The following is a 17,360-nucleotide window of genomic DNA, read 5'->3' as shown; positions in this document are numbered from 1 at the left end:
CCGCCCCCGCCGTCATGTCAGCGCCACCATTCCCGCCGCCTCCGCAGACCACGCCCCGAGCGGCTCGAAGCCCCGGTGCCCGCACTCCCCGAACACCGTCAGGGGACGCCCGCCGGCCAACGCGACCAGCTTCCACAGGCCGGGCCGGTCCACCGCCCGTGCCGTCAGGGGGAGCGCCGCCCCGCCCGCCGCGTCCGCCAACCGCCAGCCGGCCCGCTCGCCCGGTGGCAGAGGAACGACATCGGACAGGACCACCGGCCACGTGTCGAGCCAGGGATCCGACAGCAGTGCCGTCCCGTACGCCTCGGCCGCCGCTGCCACCGTGCCGCCCGCCGGCGGCGATCCCATCGCCTCCGGGGCGCCGAACTGCTCCCCCCAGGCCGCCCGCAACTGGCCCGCCCCGGCGTGCGGCGCGATCCGGGCGTCGACCGCGAGCCCGACCGGCAGGGCCGGTTCCGGTGCGCGGCCCGCGACCCCGAAGCCGAGCACCAGCGCCCACCTGCGAGAAGTCCGGCCGTGCAGCCAGATCCGGCGCGTCGTCAGCTTGCCGTCGGACGTGTCGTACTGGGCGAGCACCGACCACGTGTCCCTGATCTGCTCCCCCTCCGGGCCCGAGGGCAGGCCGACGCGGGTGCGCACCGTCGTCGCCAGCTGCTCCGGCAGGCCGTCGACGCCCAGCCAGGCCCTGTTCAGGAGGTGCAGCAGCGCCGACTCCTCCAGCAACCGCGCCGGCCACCCCGCGCCCGAACTCGGTATCAGCCCCAGTTCCCTGGCGCGCCCGGCCAGGCCGGGCGCCTGCGCGTCGACCATGCGGGCCGCGGTCTCCTCCCAGGGGCCGTACCCCCCAGCGGGCTCCGATCGGGAGGTGCCCCCGGCCTGGTCCGCCCCAGCGAGCCCGCCCCGCACCAGATCCGCTAGGCGCCGCTCCAGTTCGCTCACGCCCGACGTGATCCGTGCCGCCCTGCGATCCGCCCTACGCCGCGCCGCCTCGGGGTCAGCGGTCCTCGCCGCCCCCGCGCCGGCGTCGCCCTCTGTGGACCGCTCCGCCCGTTTCCTGCGCGCGGCGAGCCATTCCTGCGCCCAGGCGGGCGGCTCCTGGGCCGCTGCGAACCCGTCCCCGTCCGACGCCAGGAGCAGCAGCAGCCCCAGAGCGTGCTTGCACGGGAACTTGCGGCTGGGACAACTGCACTTGTACGCGGGCCCCGCCGTGTCCACGACCGTCTGATACGGCTTGCTGCCGCTCCCCTTGCACAAACCCCACACAGCGCCCGGCGCGCCCTCGGCGCCCGCACCCGTCTCCGACCACGGCCCCGCGGCACCTAGCTTGCTCCCGGCCCTGCGTGACGCATCGTCAGGAGCCAGTGCGAGCACCTGCTCCGCCGTCCGGCGCACCCCCAGATCACTCATGCCGACGACGGTAGGGCGGGCCACTGACAATCGGTCGTCCACCGGCGCTGACCAGCGGCGACAGTCGATTGTCAGTGGCATGGTGCACCGTGGTCACCACATCCGGTCGACCGATCTGGAGGGGGATCCATGACCGTGTCCCACGCCCTGCCCGAAACCGCCACGAAGCCCGCCGCGGCCGTTCTGCGCCCGCATGCGGAGGACGCCTTCGCGGATGAGCTCGCGGCGCTCGCCGCGCAGGACGACAGGCCGAGGCCCGAGCGCTGGCGCCTCTCGCCCTGGGCCGTCTCGCTGTATCTGCTGGGCGGCACGCTGCCCGACGGGACGGTCATCAGCCCGAAGTACGTGGGGCCGCGCCGTATCGTCGAGGTCGCCGTCACCACGCTCGCCACCGACCGCGCCCTGCTGCTCCTCGGCGTGCCCGGCACGGCCAAGACCTGGGTGTCCGAGCACCTGGCCGCCGCCGTCAGCGGGGACTCCACCCTGCTGGTGCAGGGCACGGCGGGCACCCCCGAGGAGGCCATCCGCTACGGGTGGAACTACGCGCAGCTCCTCGCGCTCGGCCCGAGCCGGGACGCGCTGGTGCCGAGCCCCCTGATGCGGGCCATGTCCGAAGGGCTCACGGCGCGTGTCGAGGAGCTGACGCGCATCCCCGCCGACGTGCAGGACTCGCTGATCACGATCCTGTCCGAGAAGACCCTGCCCATCCCCGAGCTGGGTGACGAGGTCCAGGCGGTGGGCGGGTTCAACGTCATCGCGACGGCCAACGACCGCGACCGCGGGGTCAACGACCTGTCCAGCGCGCTGCGCAGGCGGTTCAACACGGTGGTGCTGCCGCTGCCCGCGTCACCGGAGGCGGAGGTCGAGATCGTCTCGCGCCGCGTCGACCAGATCGGCCGTTCCCTCGGGCTCCCCGTCGAGACGGACGGCATGTCCGAGATCCGCCGGGTCGTCACGGTCTTCCGGGAGCTGCGTGACGGTGTCACGTCCGACGGGCGCACCAAGCTCAAATCCCCGTCGGGCACGCTCTCCACGGCCGAGGCGATCTCGGTCGTCACCAACGGCCTCGCCCTGGCCACGCACTTCGGCGACGGTGTGCTGCGACCCGCCGATGTCGCGAGCGGCATCCTCGGCGCCGTGGTCCGGGACCCGGCCGCCGACCGCGTCATCTGGCAGGAGTACGTGGAGACCGTGGTCCGCGAGCGGGACGGCTGGAAGGACTTCTACCGTGCGTGCCGCGAGGTGACCGCGTGACCACGCCCGCGAGGGGGGTCCCCGCGGGTACGGACGGGGGCGGACGCTCGGGGGCAGGCGAATCGGGGACGACGGGCGCGCCGCCCGCGCGGGGACCGCTGCTCCTCGGCGTACGGCACCACGGTCCCGGCTCGGCGCGCGGAGTGCTTGCCGCGCTGGAGGCCGCTGCGCCCCGTGTCGTCCTCATCGAGGGTCCGCCGGAGGCCGATGCGCTGGTGGCTCTCGTTGCCGACGCGGCCATGCGCCCACCCGTCGCGCTCCTGGCACACGCGGTGGACGATCCGGGGCGCGCCGCGTTCTGGCCGCTCGCCGCGTTCTCGCCGGAGTGGGTCGCCCTGCGCTGGGCGGTCGAGCGCGGGGTGCCCGTACGGTTCATCGACCTGCCCGCCGCGCACTCCCTGGTGCTTGCCGACGAGGACCGTGAGCCACGGGCCGACGAGGACCGCGAAGCACGGGCCGACGAGGACCGCGAAGCACGGGCCGACGAGGACCGCGAAGCACGGGCCGACGAGGACCGCGAAGCACGGGCCGACGAGGACCGCGAAGCACGGCCCGACGAGCCGGAGGCCGGTGTCGCGAGCGAGCGTGAGAGCGGGGACCACGGGGGAGCGGGCGGCGGCCCGGACGCCGGGGAGCAGGGGGCGGAGGAAGCCGCCGGGCCCGTGGAGGATCTGCGCGTCGACCCGATCGCGGTCCTCGCACAGGCCGCCGGATACGACGACCCCGAGCGCTGGTGGGAGGACGCGGTCGAGCACCGGGGCCAGGGCGTCGACCCGTTCGCGCCGTTCGAGGCCGTGGCCGAGGCGATGGCCGCGCTGCGCGAGCGCTTCGGCGACGGGGGACATCGTCGCGACGTGGTCCGTGAGGCCCATATGCGCGGGCGGCTGCGCGCGGCCCGCAAGGAGTTCGGCGACTTCGCGGACGGCGGCGGTGTCGCGGTCGTGTGCGGGGCCTGGCATGTCCCGGCACTGCTGGAGAAGACCACGGCCACCGCCGACAGGGCGCTTCTGAAGGGGCTGCCCAAGGTCAAGGCGGAGCTGACATGGGTGCCGTGGACCCATCGAAGGCTCGCCCGGCGCAGCGGCTACGGTGCGGGCATCGACTCGCCCGGCTGGTACGGCCATCTCTTCGAGGCGCCCGACCGGCCCGTCGAGCGGTGGATGACGAAGGTCGCCGGACTCCTGCGGGACGAGGACAGGACGGTCTCACCCGCGCACGTCATCGAGGCGGTGCGGCTGGCCCGGGCCCTCGCAGCCATGCGCGGCAGGCCGCTGGCCGGCCTCACCGAGACGATCGACGCCGTCCGGGCGGTCATGTGCGAGGGGTCCGACGTACCGCTCGCGCTGATCACGGACCGGCTGATCGTCGGCGACGCCCTCGGCGAGGTTCCGGAGGCGGCACCCGCCGTGCCGCTCCAGCGCGATCTGACCCGGCAGCAGCGCACCCTGCGGCTCAAGCCGGAGGCACTGGAGCGCGAACTCGACCTCGACCTGCGCAAGGAGACCGACGCCGCCCGCTCGACCCTGCTGCACCGGCTGCGCCTCCTCGGCATCGGCTGGGGCGAGCCCACGGCGGGGCGCGCCAACTCCGGTACGTTCCGGGAGGCGTGGCGGCTGCGCTGGGAGCCGGAGCTGTACGTGCGCGTCGCCGAGGCGGGCATCTGGGGCACGACCGTGCTCGCCGCCGCGACAGCGCGTGCCGAGTCCGCCGCCGTGTCCGCCGTGGCGCTCAGCGACGTCACGGCGCTCGCGGAGCAGTGTCTGCTGGCGGCCCTGCCCGACGCGCTGCCGGTCGTGATGCGGGCGCTCGCGGACCGTGCCGCGCTCGACGCGGATGTCGCGCACCTCGCCCAGGCGCTGCCCGCGCTGGCCCGCACCCTGCGGTACGGGGACGTGCGCGGCACCGACACCGCCGCCCTCGGGGAGGTGGCGACCGCGCTCGCGGAGCGGATCTGCGTCGGACTGCCCCCGGCGTGCGCGGGACTCGACGACGACGGCGCGCAGGAGATGCGCGGCCACCTCGACGCCGTGCACACCGCGATCGCCCTGCTGCCATCCGCCGAGGACGGCCAGGACCACGATCTGCCCGGCCGCTGGGCCGCCACGCTGACCAGGCTCAGCGGGCGCGACAGCGTGCCGGGCGTCGTCCGGGGCCGCGCCGCCCGGCTCCTGCTGGACGACTGCCGCCTCGCGGACGACGACGCAGCCCGGCTGATGGGGCTCGCGCTGTCGCCCGGGACGCCGCCGCAGGACGCGGCCGCGTGGATCGAGGGCTTCGTCGGCGGCACGTCGGGGGGCGGGATGCTCCTGGTGCACGACGAGCGTCTGCTGGCGCTGGTCGACGCCTGGCTGACCGGCGTACCGGCCACCGCCTTCACGGACGTACTCCCGCTGCTGCGGCGCACGTTCTCGGCCTACGAGCCGGGGGTGCGCCGGACGCTCGGCGAGCAGGTCCGCCGGGGCCCGTCGGCCGGCGCCGTGCCCTCCACCGACACCACCGCGCCGGGCTTCGCGCCGCAGCGGGACCGGGCACGCGCGGACGCCGTCGTCCCGCTCGTCGCCCTCCTGCTGGGCCGCGCGGCCGTCCCCGTACCCGCACGGCGGACCGCCGGCCCGTCGCCCGGACCGGCCGCCGCCGTGCCGGTACCGGCTCTCGCGGGCCCGTCCGCCCGCACCGTCCCGGAGGAGAACCGATGACCCACAGCACAGCGCCCGGACAGGTGGCCGAAGGGGACGAGCGGCTGCGCAGGTGGCGCATGGTGCTCGGCGGGGACGCCGACGGCACCGGACGCGGGCTCAGCGGCACCGACGCCGCCATGGACAGTGCGCTCGCCGCCCTCTACGGGGGTGGAGGCGGCGGCGCACGCCCCGCACGCGGAGGCAGGACCGCCGGGCTCGGCGCTTCGGCACCGACCGTCGCCCGCTGGCTCGGCGACATCCGCACGTACTTCCCGAGCTCCGTCGTGCAGCTCATGCAGCGCGACGCCATCGACCGGCTCGGGCTGTCCGCACTGCTTCTGGAGCCGGAGATGCTGGAGGCCGTCGAGGCCGACGTGCACCTCGTCGGGACGCTCCTCTCCCTCAACAAGGCGATGCCGGAGACGACGAAGGAGACCGCGCGCGCCGTCGTGCGCAAGGTCGTCGAGGACATCGAGAGGCGCCTCGCCACACGGACTCGCGCCACGCTGACCGGCGCCCTCGACCGCTCCGCGCGCATCAGCCGCCCGCGCCACCGCGACATCGACTGGGACCGCACCATCCGGGCCAACCTCAAGAACTACCTGCCCGAGTTCGGCACCGTCGTGCCCGAGCGCGTCATCGGATACGGCCGGGCCGGCCAGTCCGTGAAGAAGGAGGTCGTTCTCTGCATCGACCAGTCGGGCTCCATGGCCGCGTCCGTCGTGTACGCGTCCGTGTTCGGCGCGGTCCTCGCCTCGATGCGTTCGCTCGCGACCCGGCTGGTGGTCTTCGACACCGCCGTCGTCGACCTCACCGACCAGCTGGAGGACCCGGTCGACGTGCTGTTCGGTACGCAGCTCGGCGGCGGCACCGACATCAATCGCGCGCTGGCGTACTGCCAGTCCCGCATCACCCGTCCGGCGGACACCGTGGTCGTGCTCATCAGCGACCTGTACGAGGGGGGCATCCGCGACGAGATGCTGAAGCGGGTCGCGGCGATGAAGGCGTCGGGGGTCCAGTTCGTGGCACTGCTCGCGCTGTCCGACGAGGGCGCCCCGGCCTACGACCGTGAGCACGCGGCGGCGCTCGCCGCCCTGGGGGCGCCGGCCTTCGCCTGCACGCCGGACCTGTTCCCCGAGGTGATGGCGGCGGCCATCGAGAAGCGGCCGATACCGGTGCCCGACGACACCGCCGTGCCCGTGGCGACGAGGTGAGCGGCGACGTCGCGGCCCGTCCGGCCCGCGACGGGGCGGGTCCTGTCCGGCCCGCGACCGGCCGGGGCCGGGCCGTACGAGGCCGGCCGGGCGGGTGGAGTCCATGCCGGGACGAGGCGGGCCGCGCCCCTTTGCGGCCCGTGCCGACCGCCCCGGGGCGCGCCGGGTGAGTGGACCGTCACGGAGCGAACGGGGCCCCGGGCGGGTGCGGTGGAGGGCGTCGGCGCGGGCGGGGCACGAGGAGGCGGGCCCCTGTCCTGTGCGCTCTGTGACAGGTATCACCGCTCATGTGTGAGCCGTGATTTAGGGTGCACCCGTTCACGGAGATAACCTGCCAGGCGGACATGCCGCGTTCCGGACCCCGTGTACGCCTCCCTCAGTGACAGCGCAGTCACGTTGCCCTTCGCGGCACGCCCACGCAGATCACTAGCAGATCATCGCAACCCGCGATCACAGGCTGCGGTTTCAAGAAGAGACAAGGGACGGACACGCGTGGACCTGTTCGAGTACCAGGCGAGGGACCTCTTCGCCAAGCACGGTGTACCGGTGCTGGCCGGTGAAGTCATCGAAACGCCTGAGGCGGCCCGCGACGTGACCGAGCGCCTCGGCGGCAAGGCCGTCGTCAAGGCTCAGGTCAAGGTCGGCGGCCGGGGCAAGGCCGGCGGCGTCAAGCTGGCCTCCGACCCGGCGGACGCGGTCGAGAAGGCCGGTCAGATTCTGGGCATGGACATCAAGGGCCACACGGTCCACAAGGTGATGCTGGCGGAGACCGCCGACATCGCCGAGGAGTACTACGTCTCCTTCCTGCTCGACCGCACCAACCGCACCTTCCTCGCCATGGCCTCCGTCCAGGGCGGCATGGAGATCGAGGTCGTCGCCGAGAAGCACCCCGAGGCCCTGGCCCGCATCGCCGTCGACGCCAACGAGGGCTGCACGCCCGAGAAGGCCCGCGAGATCGTCGAGGCCGCGAAGTTCCCGGCCGACGTCGCGGACCAGATCGCCGAGGCGCTGCAGAAGCTGTGGACCGTCTTCGTCAAGGAAGACGCCCTGCTGGTCGAGGTGAACCCGCTGGTCAAGTCCGGTGACGGCAAGATCATCGCGCTTGACGGCAAGGTCTCCCTGGACGAGAACGCGGACTTCCGCCAGCCCGAGCACGAGGCGCTTGAGGACAAGGCCGCGGCGAACCCGCTCGAAGCCGCGGCCAAGGCCAAGAACCTCAACTACGTCAAGCTTGACGGCCAGGTCGGCATCATCGGCAACGGCGCGGGCCTCGTCATGTCGACGCTCGACGTCGTCGCGTACGCCGGTGAGAAGCACGGCGGCGTGAAGCCGGCCAACTTCCTCGACATCGGCGGCGGCGCGTCCGCCCAGGTGATGGCGAACGGCCTGGAGATCATCCTCGGCGACCCGGACGTCAAGTCCGTCTTCGTCAACGTCTTCGGTGGCATCACCGCCTGCGACGAGGTCGCCAACGGCATCGTGCAGGCCCTGGAGCTGCTGAAGTCCAAGGGTGAGACCGTGTCGAAGCCGCTGGTCGTGCGCCTCGACGGCAACAACGCGGAACTGGGTCGCAAGATCCTGTCCGACGCGAACCACCCGCTCGTGCAGCGCGTGGACACCATGGACGGCGCGGCCGACAAGGCTGCCGAGCTGGCCGCGGCCAAGTAAGAAAAGGACGAGGGAAAACCACACCATGGCTATCTTCCTGAACAAGGAAAGCAAGGTCATCGTCCAAGGCATGACCGGCTCCACCGGCATGAAGCACACCAAGCTCATGCTCGCCGACGGCACCAACATCGTCGGAGGCGTGAACCCGCGCAAGGCGGGCACGTCCGTGGACTTCGACGGCGCCTCCGTGCCCGTCTTCGGCTCGGTCGCCGACGCGATGGAGAAGACCGGCGCCGACGTGAGCGTCGTCTTCGTGCCGCCGGCCTTCGCGAAGGCCGCCGTCGTCGAGGCGATCGACGCGGAGATCGGTCTCGTCGTCGTCATCACCGAGGGCATCGCCGTGCACGACTCGGCCGCCTTCTGGGCGTACGCGTCGAGCAAGGGCAACAAGACCCGCATCATCGGCCCCAACTGCCCCGGTCTCATCACGCCGGGCCAGTCCAACGCGGGCATCATCCCCGGCGACATCACCAAGCCGGGCCGGATCGGTCTCGTGTCGAAGTCCGGCACGCTGACCTACCAGATGATGTACGAGCTCCGTGACATCGGCTTCTCGTCCGCCGTCGGCATCGGTGGCGACCCGGTCATCGGCACCACGCACATCGACGCCCTCAAGGCGTTCGAGGCGGACCCCGAGACGGACCTCATCGTAATGATCGGCGAGATCGGCGGCGACGCCGAGGAGCGCGCGGCCGACTTCATCAAGGCGCACGTGACCAAGCCGGTCGTCGGTTACGTCGCGGGCTTCACCGCGCCCGAGGGCAAGACGATGGGCCACGCAGGCGCCATCGTCTCCGGTTCCTCCGGCACGGCCGCCGCGAAGAAGGAGGCCCTGGAGGCCGCCGGCGTCAAGGTCGGCAAGACCCCGACCGAGACCGCGGAGCTCGCCCGCGCGGTCCTCGCCGGCTGACCTGCCGACAGCCACGCGCGCACACCGCGCGCAGCGCATATCCCGCACCACGCGGACCGTGCGCACCGCCTGTCAGCACCGTGGGCCCGCTCCCGTCAGGGAGCGGGCCCACTCGGCGTTTCGGGTGGTGCGTGCGGGCGGGCGCTCAGCCAGGGCGGGGGAGCAACCGCTCAGGACCGTTCAGCGGTACGGCGTCGAGCTTGTCGCGCAGCTTCAGGTCCTGGGGTGTCAGCGGCTGAGGACCACCCGGTAGCGGCACGCCCGTCACCCGCTCCGGCGGCGCCTCCGGAGCGTTGTACTGGCGGGGCGCCGTCAGCAGGGTGAAGATCGTCGCACTCACGATCAGCACGGTCAGGACGATCGCCGCGCGCGTCCACATCCGCACCCGCCGCTCACTGCCGCGCCGCACCGACCTGGCGGGGGCCGTCGAGGGCACGGCGACCCAGCGGGCCAGCCCGTCGAGCCGGTCGTGCAGCAGGCCCGCGTCCGACAGTTCAGGCGCCCGCGCGGCGACGGCCTCACGTGCGTGCAGCACCCGGCTGGCGGTGGCGGGCGTGCTGGACTGCGCCTCCGCCGCCGCGTCGGGCAGGTCGAGGCCGAGACCGTCGTAGAGCAGCATCGCCCGCCGGTACGAGGGCGGCAGCGCCAGCAGGGCCTCACGCAGCGCGCGCCCGTTCGGCACGGGGACGGGCTCGGCGTCCGGCCCCGGACGCGCGACGCGCACGCCCCGCACGGTGCGGAAGCGGTGCCACGGCGAGAGCGCGTACTCGTGCACGGCGGCCCGCACCCAGCTCGCCGGATCGCGGTCCACCGCGACCTCGGGCCAGCGCTGCCAGGCCAGTTGGAACGCCCGCTCGACGGATTCCCGGGCGAGCCCGCGATGTCCGGTCAGCAGGTACGCCTGGCGTACGAGGGCGGGTGAGGCGTACGCGTACAGGGCGTCGAAGGCCTGCTCGGGCGTGACGGTGACCGGTCCCGCACCGAAGCCGTCCGACGCTTTGTCCAGGTTGACGACCCGTCGGGGGGCTGCGTCGGCGTCGGCATCAGCGGCACCTGTGTCGGCGTCTCCGGCACCGGAAGCGGCACCTGTGTCGGCGCCTCCGGCATCGGCAACGGTGTCGGCGTCTCGGGCACCGGCGTCGGGGTGGGCCGCTTCCGCGTCGGCGGGGGCGGCCCCGCCGTCATCGGACGCCACGTCAGTTCCGGTACCGGGACCGGTATCAGCACCGATAGCGGTATCAGCGGTATCAGCGGTATCGGCACCAGCACCAGCACCAGCACCGGTGCCGGCGTCGGTGGTCGTGCGGGGCTCGTCGGGCTCCTCCACGGGGGCCTGAGTGCCGGCGGCGTCCGGGCGGGCCGCCGGAGCGGTGACGGTCCCTCCGTCCGACGCCGAGGCGGCGGCGGACACCGCCAATCGGACGGATTCCAGCTGCGCGATCTGGCGCGCGACCGCCTGCCGTTCGGTCTCGGCGCGTTCCGCCGCCGCGCGCGCGGCCGCCGCCGCGTCCTCGGCCTCCTCGGCGGCGGCCACCTCCAGGGCGAAGACCGCGAGCAGTCGCACGTACTGCTCGCCCTTGCGCCCGCTCGGCTGCGAACGCCCCGTCTCCCAGCTCTTCACCGTCGACTGGGCCACGCCCACCGTGGCGGCCAGCTGCTTCACGGTCATGGCCTTGCCCTCGCGCAGCCTTCGGCGCTCCTTCGGCGGGGGAGCCGGGGGCGTGGGCGCGAGGGGTGTCGGGGTGCTTCGGGTGGTGCTCTGCGTCATCGGGGAGTCTCCGCAGCACGGGCTCTGTCGGAAAAGCACATAACCGAATAATGATCGACATGTCGAGCATTCGCCTGTTACGTGACCAAAGAGCGTGTCGCAGGCAGCATTACGGGTGTGACCCAAGTGACCGAACGCGGAGAGTTGTTGTCGTCCGCGTCTGCCCTGGAGCGCGGCAGGGCCGCCGCGCTCACCGCGTCCTTCCTGCGCGGCTCCATCGCCGCATGCCTCGGCCTCGGCACGCTTGCCGTGCTGGTCATGGCGTTGTGGATCAGCTCGCCTTACCCGGACAGCGGAGCGGGCGGTGCCCTTCACGTGGCCGTCGCACTCTGGCTGCTCGCACACGGCATCGACCTCGTACGACCAGGAACGCTGTCCGGCGCGCCCGCGCCCGTCGGGATCGTGCCGCTGCTGCTCGTCGCGTTGCCCGGCTATCTGGCGTACCGGGCGGCCCGTGACGCGCTCGAACCGCAGGAGGGACGGCCGCAGCTCACCGCGCTCGGCGCCGTGGCCACCGTCAGCGGGGGCTACCTGCTGGTCGGCGCGGGAGCCGTCGCGTACGCGCACACCGGTGCGTTCACCGCGGCGCCCCTGCGGGCGGCGGCCGTGCTGCCCGCCTTCGTGATCGCCGTGACCGGCGCGGGCGCCTGGAGCGCCGTGGGCCGGCCCGCCGTCCCCCTGCCGAGGTGGCTGCCCCACGGGGCGCGCGCGTGGTGCGCCCGAACGCTCTGGTCGGTCTCGGCGCGCCGCCTCACCGGCCTCGCGGTGCGCGCGGGCGCCGCCTCGGCCGCGGTCCTGCTCGGCTGCGGCGCGGTGCTCGTGGCCTTGTCGCTCGTACGTCACGGACATACGGCCCAGGAGTCGTTCCTGCGGCTCTCGATGGTGTGGTCGGGCCGGTTCGCCGTACTGCTGCTCGGCCTCGTGCTCGTCCCGAACGCGGCCGTATGGGCTGCCGCATACGGCCTCGGGCCCGGATTCGCGCTCAACACGGCCACGACGGTGACGCCGTTCGCCGCCCTGGGCGACCCGGGGCTGCCGTCCTTCCCGCTGCTGGCCGCCGTACCGCAGGGCGTGGGCGGCTGGCAGCACTGGTCGGCGGCATTCGTGCCGGTCGCGGCGGGCCTGACCGTCGGCGCGTTCACCCTGCACAAGGCGGCACCGGCGTTCGTGGACCGCGAGGAGGCCTGGAGCGCGGGCGACACCGTGCTGGCAGCCGGTCTGGGCGGGGTGGTGGCGGGGGCGCTGACGGCGTTGCTCGCGGCGCTCGCCGGCGGACCGCTGGGCACCGCGAGCCTGGCCCGGTTCGGGCCCCTGTGGTGGACGACCGGCGTGGCGGCGCTGCTGTGGACGGTGGCGGTCGCTGTTCCGTACGTCCTCGTCGTGCGTGCCTGGCGGGTGCGCAGGAGGGCCGTCCATCACGCGGTCGAGGTGACGCAGGAGCCGGCCCTCGCCCCACCGGGCGGCACGGCGACGGCGGAGGACGCCACGGCCCCGGGCCGCTGGTCCGGGCTGCTGCTGCGCGTCACGCGCCGCACGAGGGCGGCGGATCCGGCCGTGGGCGGCAGCGAGAAGGTGAACGCGGCGCCGATGTCCGCTCCTGCGGAGACCGGCGCGACGGGTACGGACGACGGTACGGCGCACGCGGCGGAGGCGGCCGGCTCCGCCGGAGGCGCCCCGGTCGCGGCCGACGGCACCCGCGCGCAACCCGGCGGCCTCGGACACGCCGTGGCGCCGGCCCGCCGCTGGACGCGTCCCTGGACCTGGCTGCGTCGGCGTACCCCGGCGGACGCGGCGACGCCGGGCGCCGGGACGGCCGAGGGATACGACTTCCTGTCGGCGGAGTCCTGGCACGAGCGCGGCGCGCGTGAAGCCCGCTGGGCCGGGCTGAAGCAGGTCTCCGGCGGGCTGATGGCGGACTTCTCGTCCGAGGGACGCCCCTGGTCGCGACCGGAACCGTCGGCCGCGCCGGAGCCCGCGGCTGAGACCCCGCAAGGGACCCCGCCGGGGACCCCGCCCGAGCCCGCGGCGTCCACCTCGGCCGAGCCCGCGTCCGCGCCCCGGCGTCAGGAGGCGCCCCCACCCCCGCCGATGCCTCAGCCCCCGTCGGCCCCCGTGCCCCCGGCTCCGTCTCCATATCCCGCTCCGTATCTGTCCACGCATCAGGGGGAGACCGAGCGGATGCCGTCAGAGGCCACGCCGGTGGAGGACACGGTTTCCAGGGAGGCGCCCTTGAAGGTCACGCCTGTTGCGGACGCACCCGCGAGGGTCGAACCTCCTGCGGGCGCACCTTCGAGGGCAGAACGTCCTGCGGACGGACCCTCGACGGAGGCGCGTCCCGGGGACGGCCCCGCGAAGGCCGCGCCTCATGGGGACAGGCCTTCGGAGGAGGCGGCTCCTGCGGGGCGGACGGCGGAGGACGGGCCGCCCGCGCCGGAGCGGGCACCCGACGCGCCTGCCGTCGGCCCGAGCGAGGAGGACGACGCCCCGGTGGATGCTCCCGTACGGTCCGGGGACGGCCCGGGTCCTTCGGCCTGCGAGGACGACTAGTACCGGCCCTCGGTCCGGTTGCCGGGCCGTCCGGAGCGGTGGAGGCCATCGCTCCGGCCCGCCCGGCCGGCTCCGGCCGCCCTGTTCGCCGAACGGAACGGCCGACGGAACGGCCGACGGAAACGCCCGATCGAAACGGCCAAAGGGAGACGCCCGCGGGGGAGCAGCCGGATTCCGGCGCGCGAACCGTGGCCGGTCCGCCGGATTCCGGCGGGCCGGGGCCGCCGCCGACGGCCGGAACGCCCGTCCACCACCACGCGGGCGGGGCGGGAGGCTACTTGCTGATGCCGAGTACCGAGACCAGCGACTTCGGCAGCTCGCTGTTGCACGCGACCTGGCCCTCGTGGGTCAGGGCCGTGTGCACGCACGAGTAGTAGTCGGAGTAGACGAACTGCAGGGAGTACGCCCCGGCCACCACCAGCAGCGCCAGGATCGCGGCCACCAGGCCGCTCACCGCGGCGGTGTGCTGCGGGCGTGTCTGCTGCTGTTCCACCTGCTGCTGGGTGTGGTGCACGCCCGCGGAGGCGTACGCGCGGTCCTGTGTGGACTGGTACGCGGCCCCGGCGCTCTGCGCGGGCGTCGCGAACGGGTCGGGTCTGCGGGCCCCCGCCACGCCGTCCTCGCCCGCCGGGGCGTCCTTGCGGTCCTTCGCGCGCAGCGAGCTGATCGACCAGTAGACCGCGAGAGAGCCGAGCAGCAGCGCGACCTCGGGGATGCTGAACAGCGCGAAGAAGAAGGCCCAGATACCGGAGAGCAGCGCGTAGCGCGCGCGGCGCTGGTAGACGTCCTTGGGGTCCCAGCGCATCCCGCCGCGGCCGGATCCGCCCGGTCCGCCGCCCTGGCCCTGCCGCTGCTCGGGCCCCTGCGGCCCCTGCCCGCCGGGCCGGCCGCCGAAGCCGCCGCCCGACCTGCCGGGCTGCCGGTCGCTCCACTGGCCGCCCCAGACCGGGCGGTCGTCCTTGCCCCGTCCGTCGTCGCCGGAGCCGGACTCCTCGTCGCCGCCCCGGTCCGAGCCGTCCCGGTGCGGGTGGTGGCGTGGCTGCCAGGGCTGGTCGGCGGTGCCCTCGGGCGGCGGCGCGAAGGGGTTGTCGTCCGAGGGGGAGCCCGACGGTGATCCCGACGGCGAGCCCGAGGAGCCCGTGTCGGACGAGGACTGGCGTTCCCGCAGGAGCACGGGAACCGTGTGCTGCGGGAGGCGGAGTACCGTGCGGCGTCGGTCCTGCATGTGGTGAACGTCTTCCCCTCAGACCCTCGGTCCGGGGTCCTGTCGTGATCATGGCCCGTCCAGGAGACAGGTCGCCCCCCTGACGCTACCTCCCGGACCCGCCCCCGTCCCGTGGGGGCCGATCGATATGCCGGTATCGTTGCTGACGGTCGGCTCCTTCGTAGAGTTCCCCAGATTCGGGTACGCGACGCGTTCGTACGAACGTACAAAGCATGCCGACCACCGTACGAAGCATGCCGACCGCAGACACCCCGTCGACCCGCAGAGCCCCCCGACCGCACCAGGCACCGCCGACCGACCCGTCACCCGTGGACCGCTCGGCCCGCCGACCGTACAGAGCCCGTACCGCTGCCCACCGGGTCCGGGCCCGCTGAAGAGAAGTCCGAGAAAGGCGCTCGCGTCGTGGCTGTCCCACCCCCGTTGCCCCCGTCGTCCGGCCGCCCGGCCCGTCTCGTCGTCCTGGTCTCGGGATCGGGGACCAACCTGCAGGCGCTGATCGACCGGATCGCCGCGGAAGGTGCCGCGTACGGCGCGGAGATCGTCGCCGTCGGCGCGGACCGCACCGGCATCGCGGGCCTGGAGCGCGCGGAGCGGGCCGGCCTGCCGACCTTCGTGTGCCGGGTGCGCGACCACGGGACCCGCGAGGAGTGGGACAGGGCCCTGGCCGAGGCGACGGCCCGCTACGCGCCCGACCTGGTGGTCTCCGCGGGGTTCATGAAGATCGTGGGCAAGGAGTTCCTGGCCGGGTACGGCGGGCGTTTCGTCAACACCCACCCCGCCCTGCTGCCCAGCTTCCCCGGCGCCCACGGCGTCCGTGACGCGCTGGCGTACGGGGCGAAGGTCACGGGCTGCACCGTCCACTTCGTCGACGACGGCGTCGACACCGGCCCGATCATCGCCCAGGGCGTGGTCGAGATCCGGGACGAGGATCACGCAGACCACGAGGCCGGCGGAAACGCGCTCCATGAGCGCATCAAGGAAGTCGAGCGAGCGCTGCTCGTCGATGTCGTGGGGCGTCTGGCCCGGCACGGCTACCGCATAGAGGGACGAAAGGTAACGATCACGTGACCGCCGAAGGTACGAAGCGGCCGATCCGCCGCGCTCTGGTCAGCGTCTACGACAAGACGGGCCTGGAGGAGCTGGCCAAGGGGCTGCACGAGGCCGGCGTCACCTTGGTCTCCACCGGCTCGACCGCGGCGAGGATCGCCGCCGCCGGGGTGCCCGTCACCAAGGTCGAGGACCTGACCGGGTTCCCCGAGTGCCTCGACGGCCGGGTCAAGACCCTGCACCCGCGCGTCCACGCCGGCATCCTCGCCGACCAGCGACTCGACGCCCACCGGCAGCAGCTCGCGGACCTCGACATCGAGCCGTTCGAGCTGGTCGTCTCGAACCTCTACCCGTTCCGGGAGACCGTGGACTCCGGCGCGACGCCCGACGAGTGCGTCGAGCAGATCGACATCGGCGGCCCGTCGATGGTGCGCGCCGCCGCCAAGAACCACCCGTCCGTGGCGATCGTCACGAGCCCGGCGCGGTACGCGGACGTCCTCGCGGCCGTCCGCGACGGCGGCTTCGACCTCACCGCGCGCAAGCGGCTCGCCGCTGAGGCGTTCCAGCACACCGCCGCGTACGACGTCGCCGTCGCGTCCTGGTTCGCGGACGGCTACGCGGCGGCCGACGACAGCGGCTTCCCGGAGTTCCTCGGGGCGACGTACGAGCGGTCGAACGTCCTGCGGTACGGCGAGAACCCGCACCAGCCCGCGGCGCTCTTCCGCACCCCGGGCGCGGCCGGCCTCGCGGGCGCCGAGCAGCTGCACGGCAAGGAGATGTCGTACAACAACTACACGGACACGGACGCCGCGCGCCGTGCGGCGTACGACCACACCGAGCCGTGCGTCGCGATCATCAAGCACGCGAATCCCTGCGGCATCGCGATCGCCGACGACGTCGCCGAGGCGCACCGTAAGGCGCACGCCTGCGACCCGCTCTCGGCGTTCGGCGGCGTCATCGCCGTCAACCGTCCGGTGACGGCCGCGATGGCCGAGCAGGTCGCGGAGATCTTCACCGAGGTCATCGTCGCCCCGGACTACGAGGACGGCGCGGTCGAGGTGCTGGCCCGCAAGAAGAACATCCGGGTGCTGCGCTGTCCCGAGGGGCCCGCCGCCACCCACGAGGTCAAGCCGATCGACGGCGGCGCTCTGCTGCAGGTCACCGACAGGCTCCAGGCCGAGGGCGACGACCCGGCCAACTGGACGCTGGCGACCGGTGAGGCGCTGTCGGCGGCGGAGCTGCGCGAGCTGGAGTTCGCGTGGAAGGCGTGCCGCGCGGTGAAGTCCAACGCGATCCTGCTCGCCAAGGACGGCGCGTCCGTGGGCGTCGGCATGGGGCAGGTCAACCGGGTCGACTCGGCGAAGCTCGCGGTCGAGCGCGCGGGCGAGGAGCGCGCCCAGGGCGCGTTCGCCGCGTCGGACGCCTTCTTCCCGTTCCCCGACGGCCTGGAGGTACTGCTGGAGGCGGGGGTGCGCGCGGTGGTCCAGCCCGGTGGTTCCGTACGCGACGAGCTGGCGGTCGAGTCCGCGAAGAAGGCCGGCGCGACGATGTACTTCACGGGCACGCGCCACTTCTTCCACTGACGGCCCCGGGCGTCGGCTGTCCACCGCCGTTGCCGTGACGGCAGAGGCCGGGTCCTCCT

Annotated in this window: 11 protein-coding genes; 8 read left to right on the top strand and 3 right to left on the bottom strand. The window is 73.7% G+C overall.

Going from position 1 to position 17,360, the window contains the following annotated elements; translation table 11 throughout:
• Window positions 1-12: 12 nt before the first annotated feature.
• Window positions 13-1,407: an SWIM zinc finger family protein gene (locus OG310_RS13150; RefSeq protein ID WP_443078629.1), complete on the bottom strand. Its 1,395-nt coding sequence runs from the start codon at window positions 1,405-1,407 to the stop codon at window positions 13-15.
• 129 nt (window positions 1,408-1,536) lie between these two features.
• Here OG310_RS13150 and OG310_RS13145 point away from each other — a divergent pair, with 129 nt between their 5' ends.
• The 5 genes from OG310_RS13145 to sucD all read left to right on the top strand — a co-directional run bounded on the left by OG310_RS13145 (window position 1,537) and on the right by sucD (window position 9,131).
• The gene (locus OG310_RS13145) at window positions 1,537-2,661 is read left to right on the top strand and encodes an ATP-binding protein (RefSeq protein ID WP_329456072.1); all 1,125 of its coding nucleotides are present in this window, start codon (window positions 1,537-1,539) and stop codon (window positions 2,659-2,661) included.
• Window positions 2,658-5,357 carry a DUF5682 family protein gene (locus OG310_RS13140; protein WP_443078628.1) on the top strand — a complete coding sequence of 900 codons (2,700 nt, stop codon included), beginning with the start codon at window positions 2,658-2,660 and terminating at the stop codon, window positions 5,355-5,357. Before OG310_RS13145 ends, OG310_RS13140 begins: the two co-directional genes overlap by 4 nt.
• Window positions 5,354-6,553 carry a VWA domain-containing protein gene (locus OG310_RS13135; RefSeq protein WP_329456071.1) on the top strand — a complete coding sequence of 400 codons (1,200 nt, stop codon included), beginning with the start codon at window positions 5,354-5,356 and terminating at the stop codon, window positions 6,551-6,553. The genes OG310_RS13140 and OG310_RS13135 overlap by 4 nt, the downstream gene beginning before the upstream one ends.
• Before the next feature lie 492 nt (window positions 6,554-7,045).
• On the top strand, window positions 7,046-8,221 hold the full coding sequence (sucC, locus tag OG310_RS13130) for an ADP-forming succinate--CoA ligase subunit beta (RefSeq protein ID WP_329456070.1): 1,176 nt from the start codon (window positions 7,046-7,048) through the stop codon (window positions 8,219-8,221).
• A 25-nt stretch (window positions 8,222-8,246) separates the two neighbouring features.
• A complete protein-coding gene (sucD, locus tag OG310_RS13125) occupies window positions 8,247-9,131 on the top strand; it encodes a succinate--CoA ligase subunit alpha (protein WP_329456069.1) in 885 nt (294 codons plus the stop codon).
• A gap of 145 nt (window positions 9,132-9,276) precedes the next feature.
• On the opposite strand, the gene OG310_RS13120 is transcribed toward sucD, so the two are convergent.
• On the bottom strand, window positions 9,277-10,899 hold the full coding sequence (locus OG310_RS13120) for a helix-turn-helix domain-containing protein (protein ID WP_329456068.1): 1,623 nt from the start codon (window positions 10,897-10,899) through the stop codon (window positions 9,277-9,279).
• A gap of 117 nt (window positions 10,900-11,016) precedes the next feature.
• Here OG310_RS13120 and OG310_RS13115 point away from each other — a divergent pair, with 117 nt between their 5' ends.
• Window positions 11,017-13,446, top strand: a complete 2,430-nt coding sequence (locus tag OG310_RS13115; RefSeq protein WP_329456067.1) for a cell division protein PerM — start codon at window positions 11,017-11,019, stop codon at window positions 13,444-13,446.
• A 274-nt stretch (window positions 13,447-13,720) separates the two neighbouring features.
• Here OG310_RS13115 and OG310_RS13110 read toward each other — a convergent pair whose 3' ends face one another.
• A complete protein-coding gene (locus tag OG310_RS13110) occupies window positions 13,721-14,671 on the bottom strand; it encodes a hypothetical protein (RefSeq protein ID WP_329456066.1) in 951 nt (316 codons plus the stop codon).
• Between the two features lie 402 nt (window positions 14,672-15,073).
• Here OG310_RS13110 and purN point away from each other — a divergent pair, with 402 nt between their 5' ends.
• Both purN and purH read left to right on the top strand, forming a co-directional pair.
• Complete coding sequence (gene purN, locus OG310_RS13105; protein WP_329456065.1) at window positions 15,074-15,739, top strand: phosphoribosylglycinamide formyltransferase; 666 nt, start codon at window positions 15,074-15,076, stop codon at window positions 15,737-15,739.
• A complete protein-coding gene (gene purH, locus OG310_RS13100) occupies window positions 15,736-17,301 on the top strand; it encodes a bifunctional phosphoribosylaminoimidazolecarboxamide formyltransferase/IMP cyclohydrolase (RefSeq protein WP_329456064.1) in 1,566 nt (521 codons plus the stop codon). The genes purN and purH overlap by 4 nt, the downstream gene beginning before the upstream one ends.
• The last annotated feature ends 59 nt before the right edge of the window (window positions 17,302-17,360 follow it).

The organism is Streptomyces sp. NBC_01497 (assembly GCF_036250695.1).
Lineage (GTDB): Bacteria > Actinomycetota > Actinomycetes > Streptomycetales > Streptomycetaceae > Streptomyces.
Note: the sequence above shows the minus strand (reverse complement) of the source record. Positions and strands in the feature narration are given on the sequence as shown.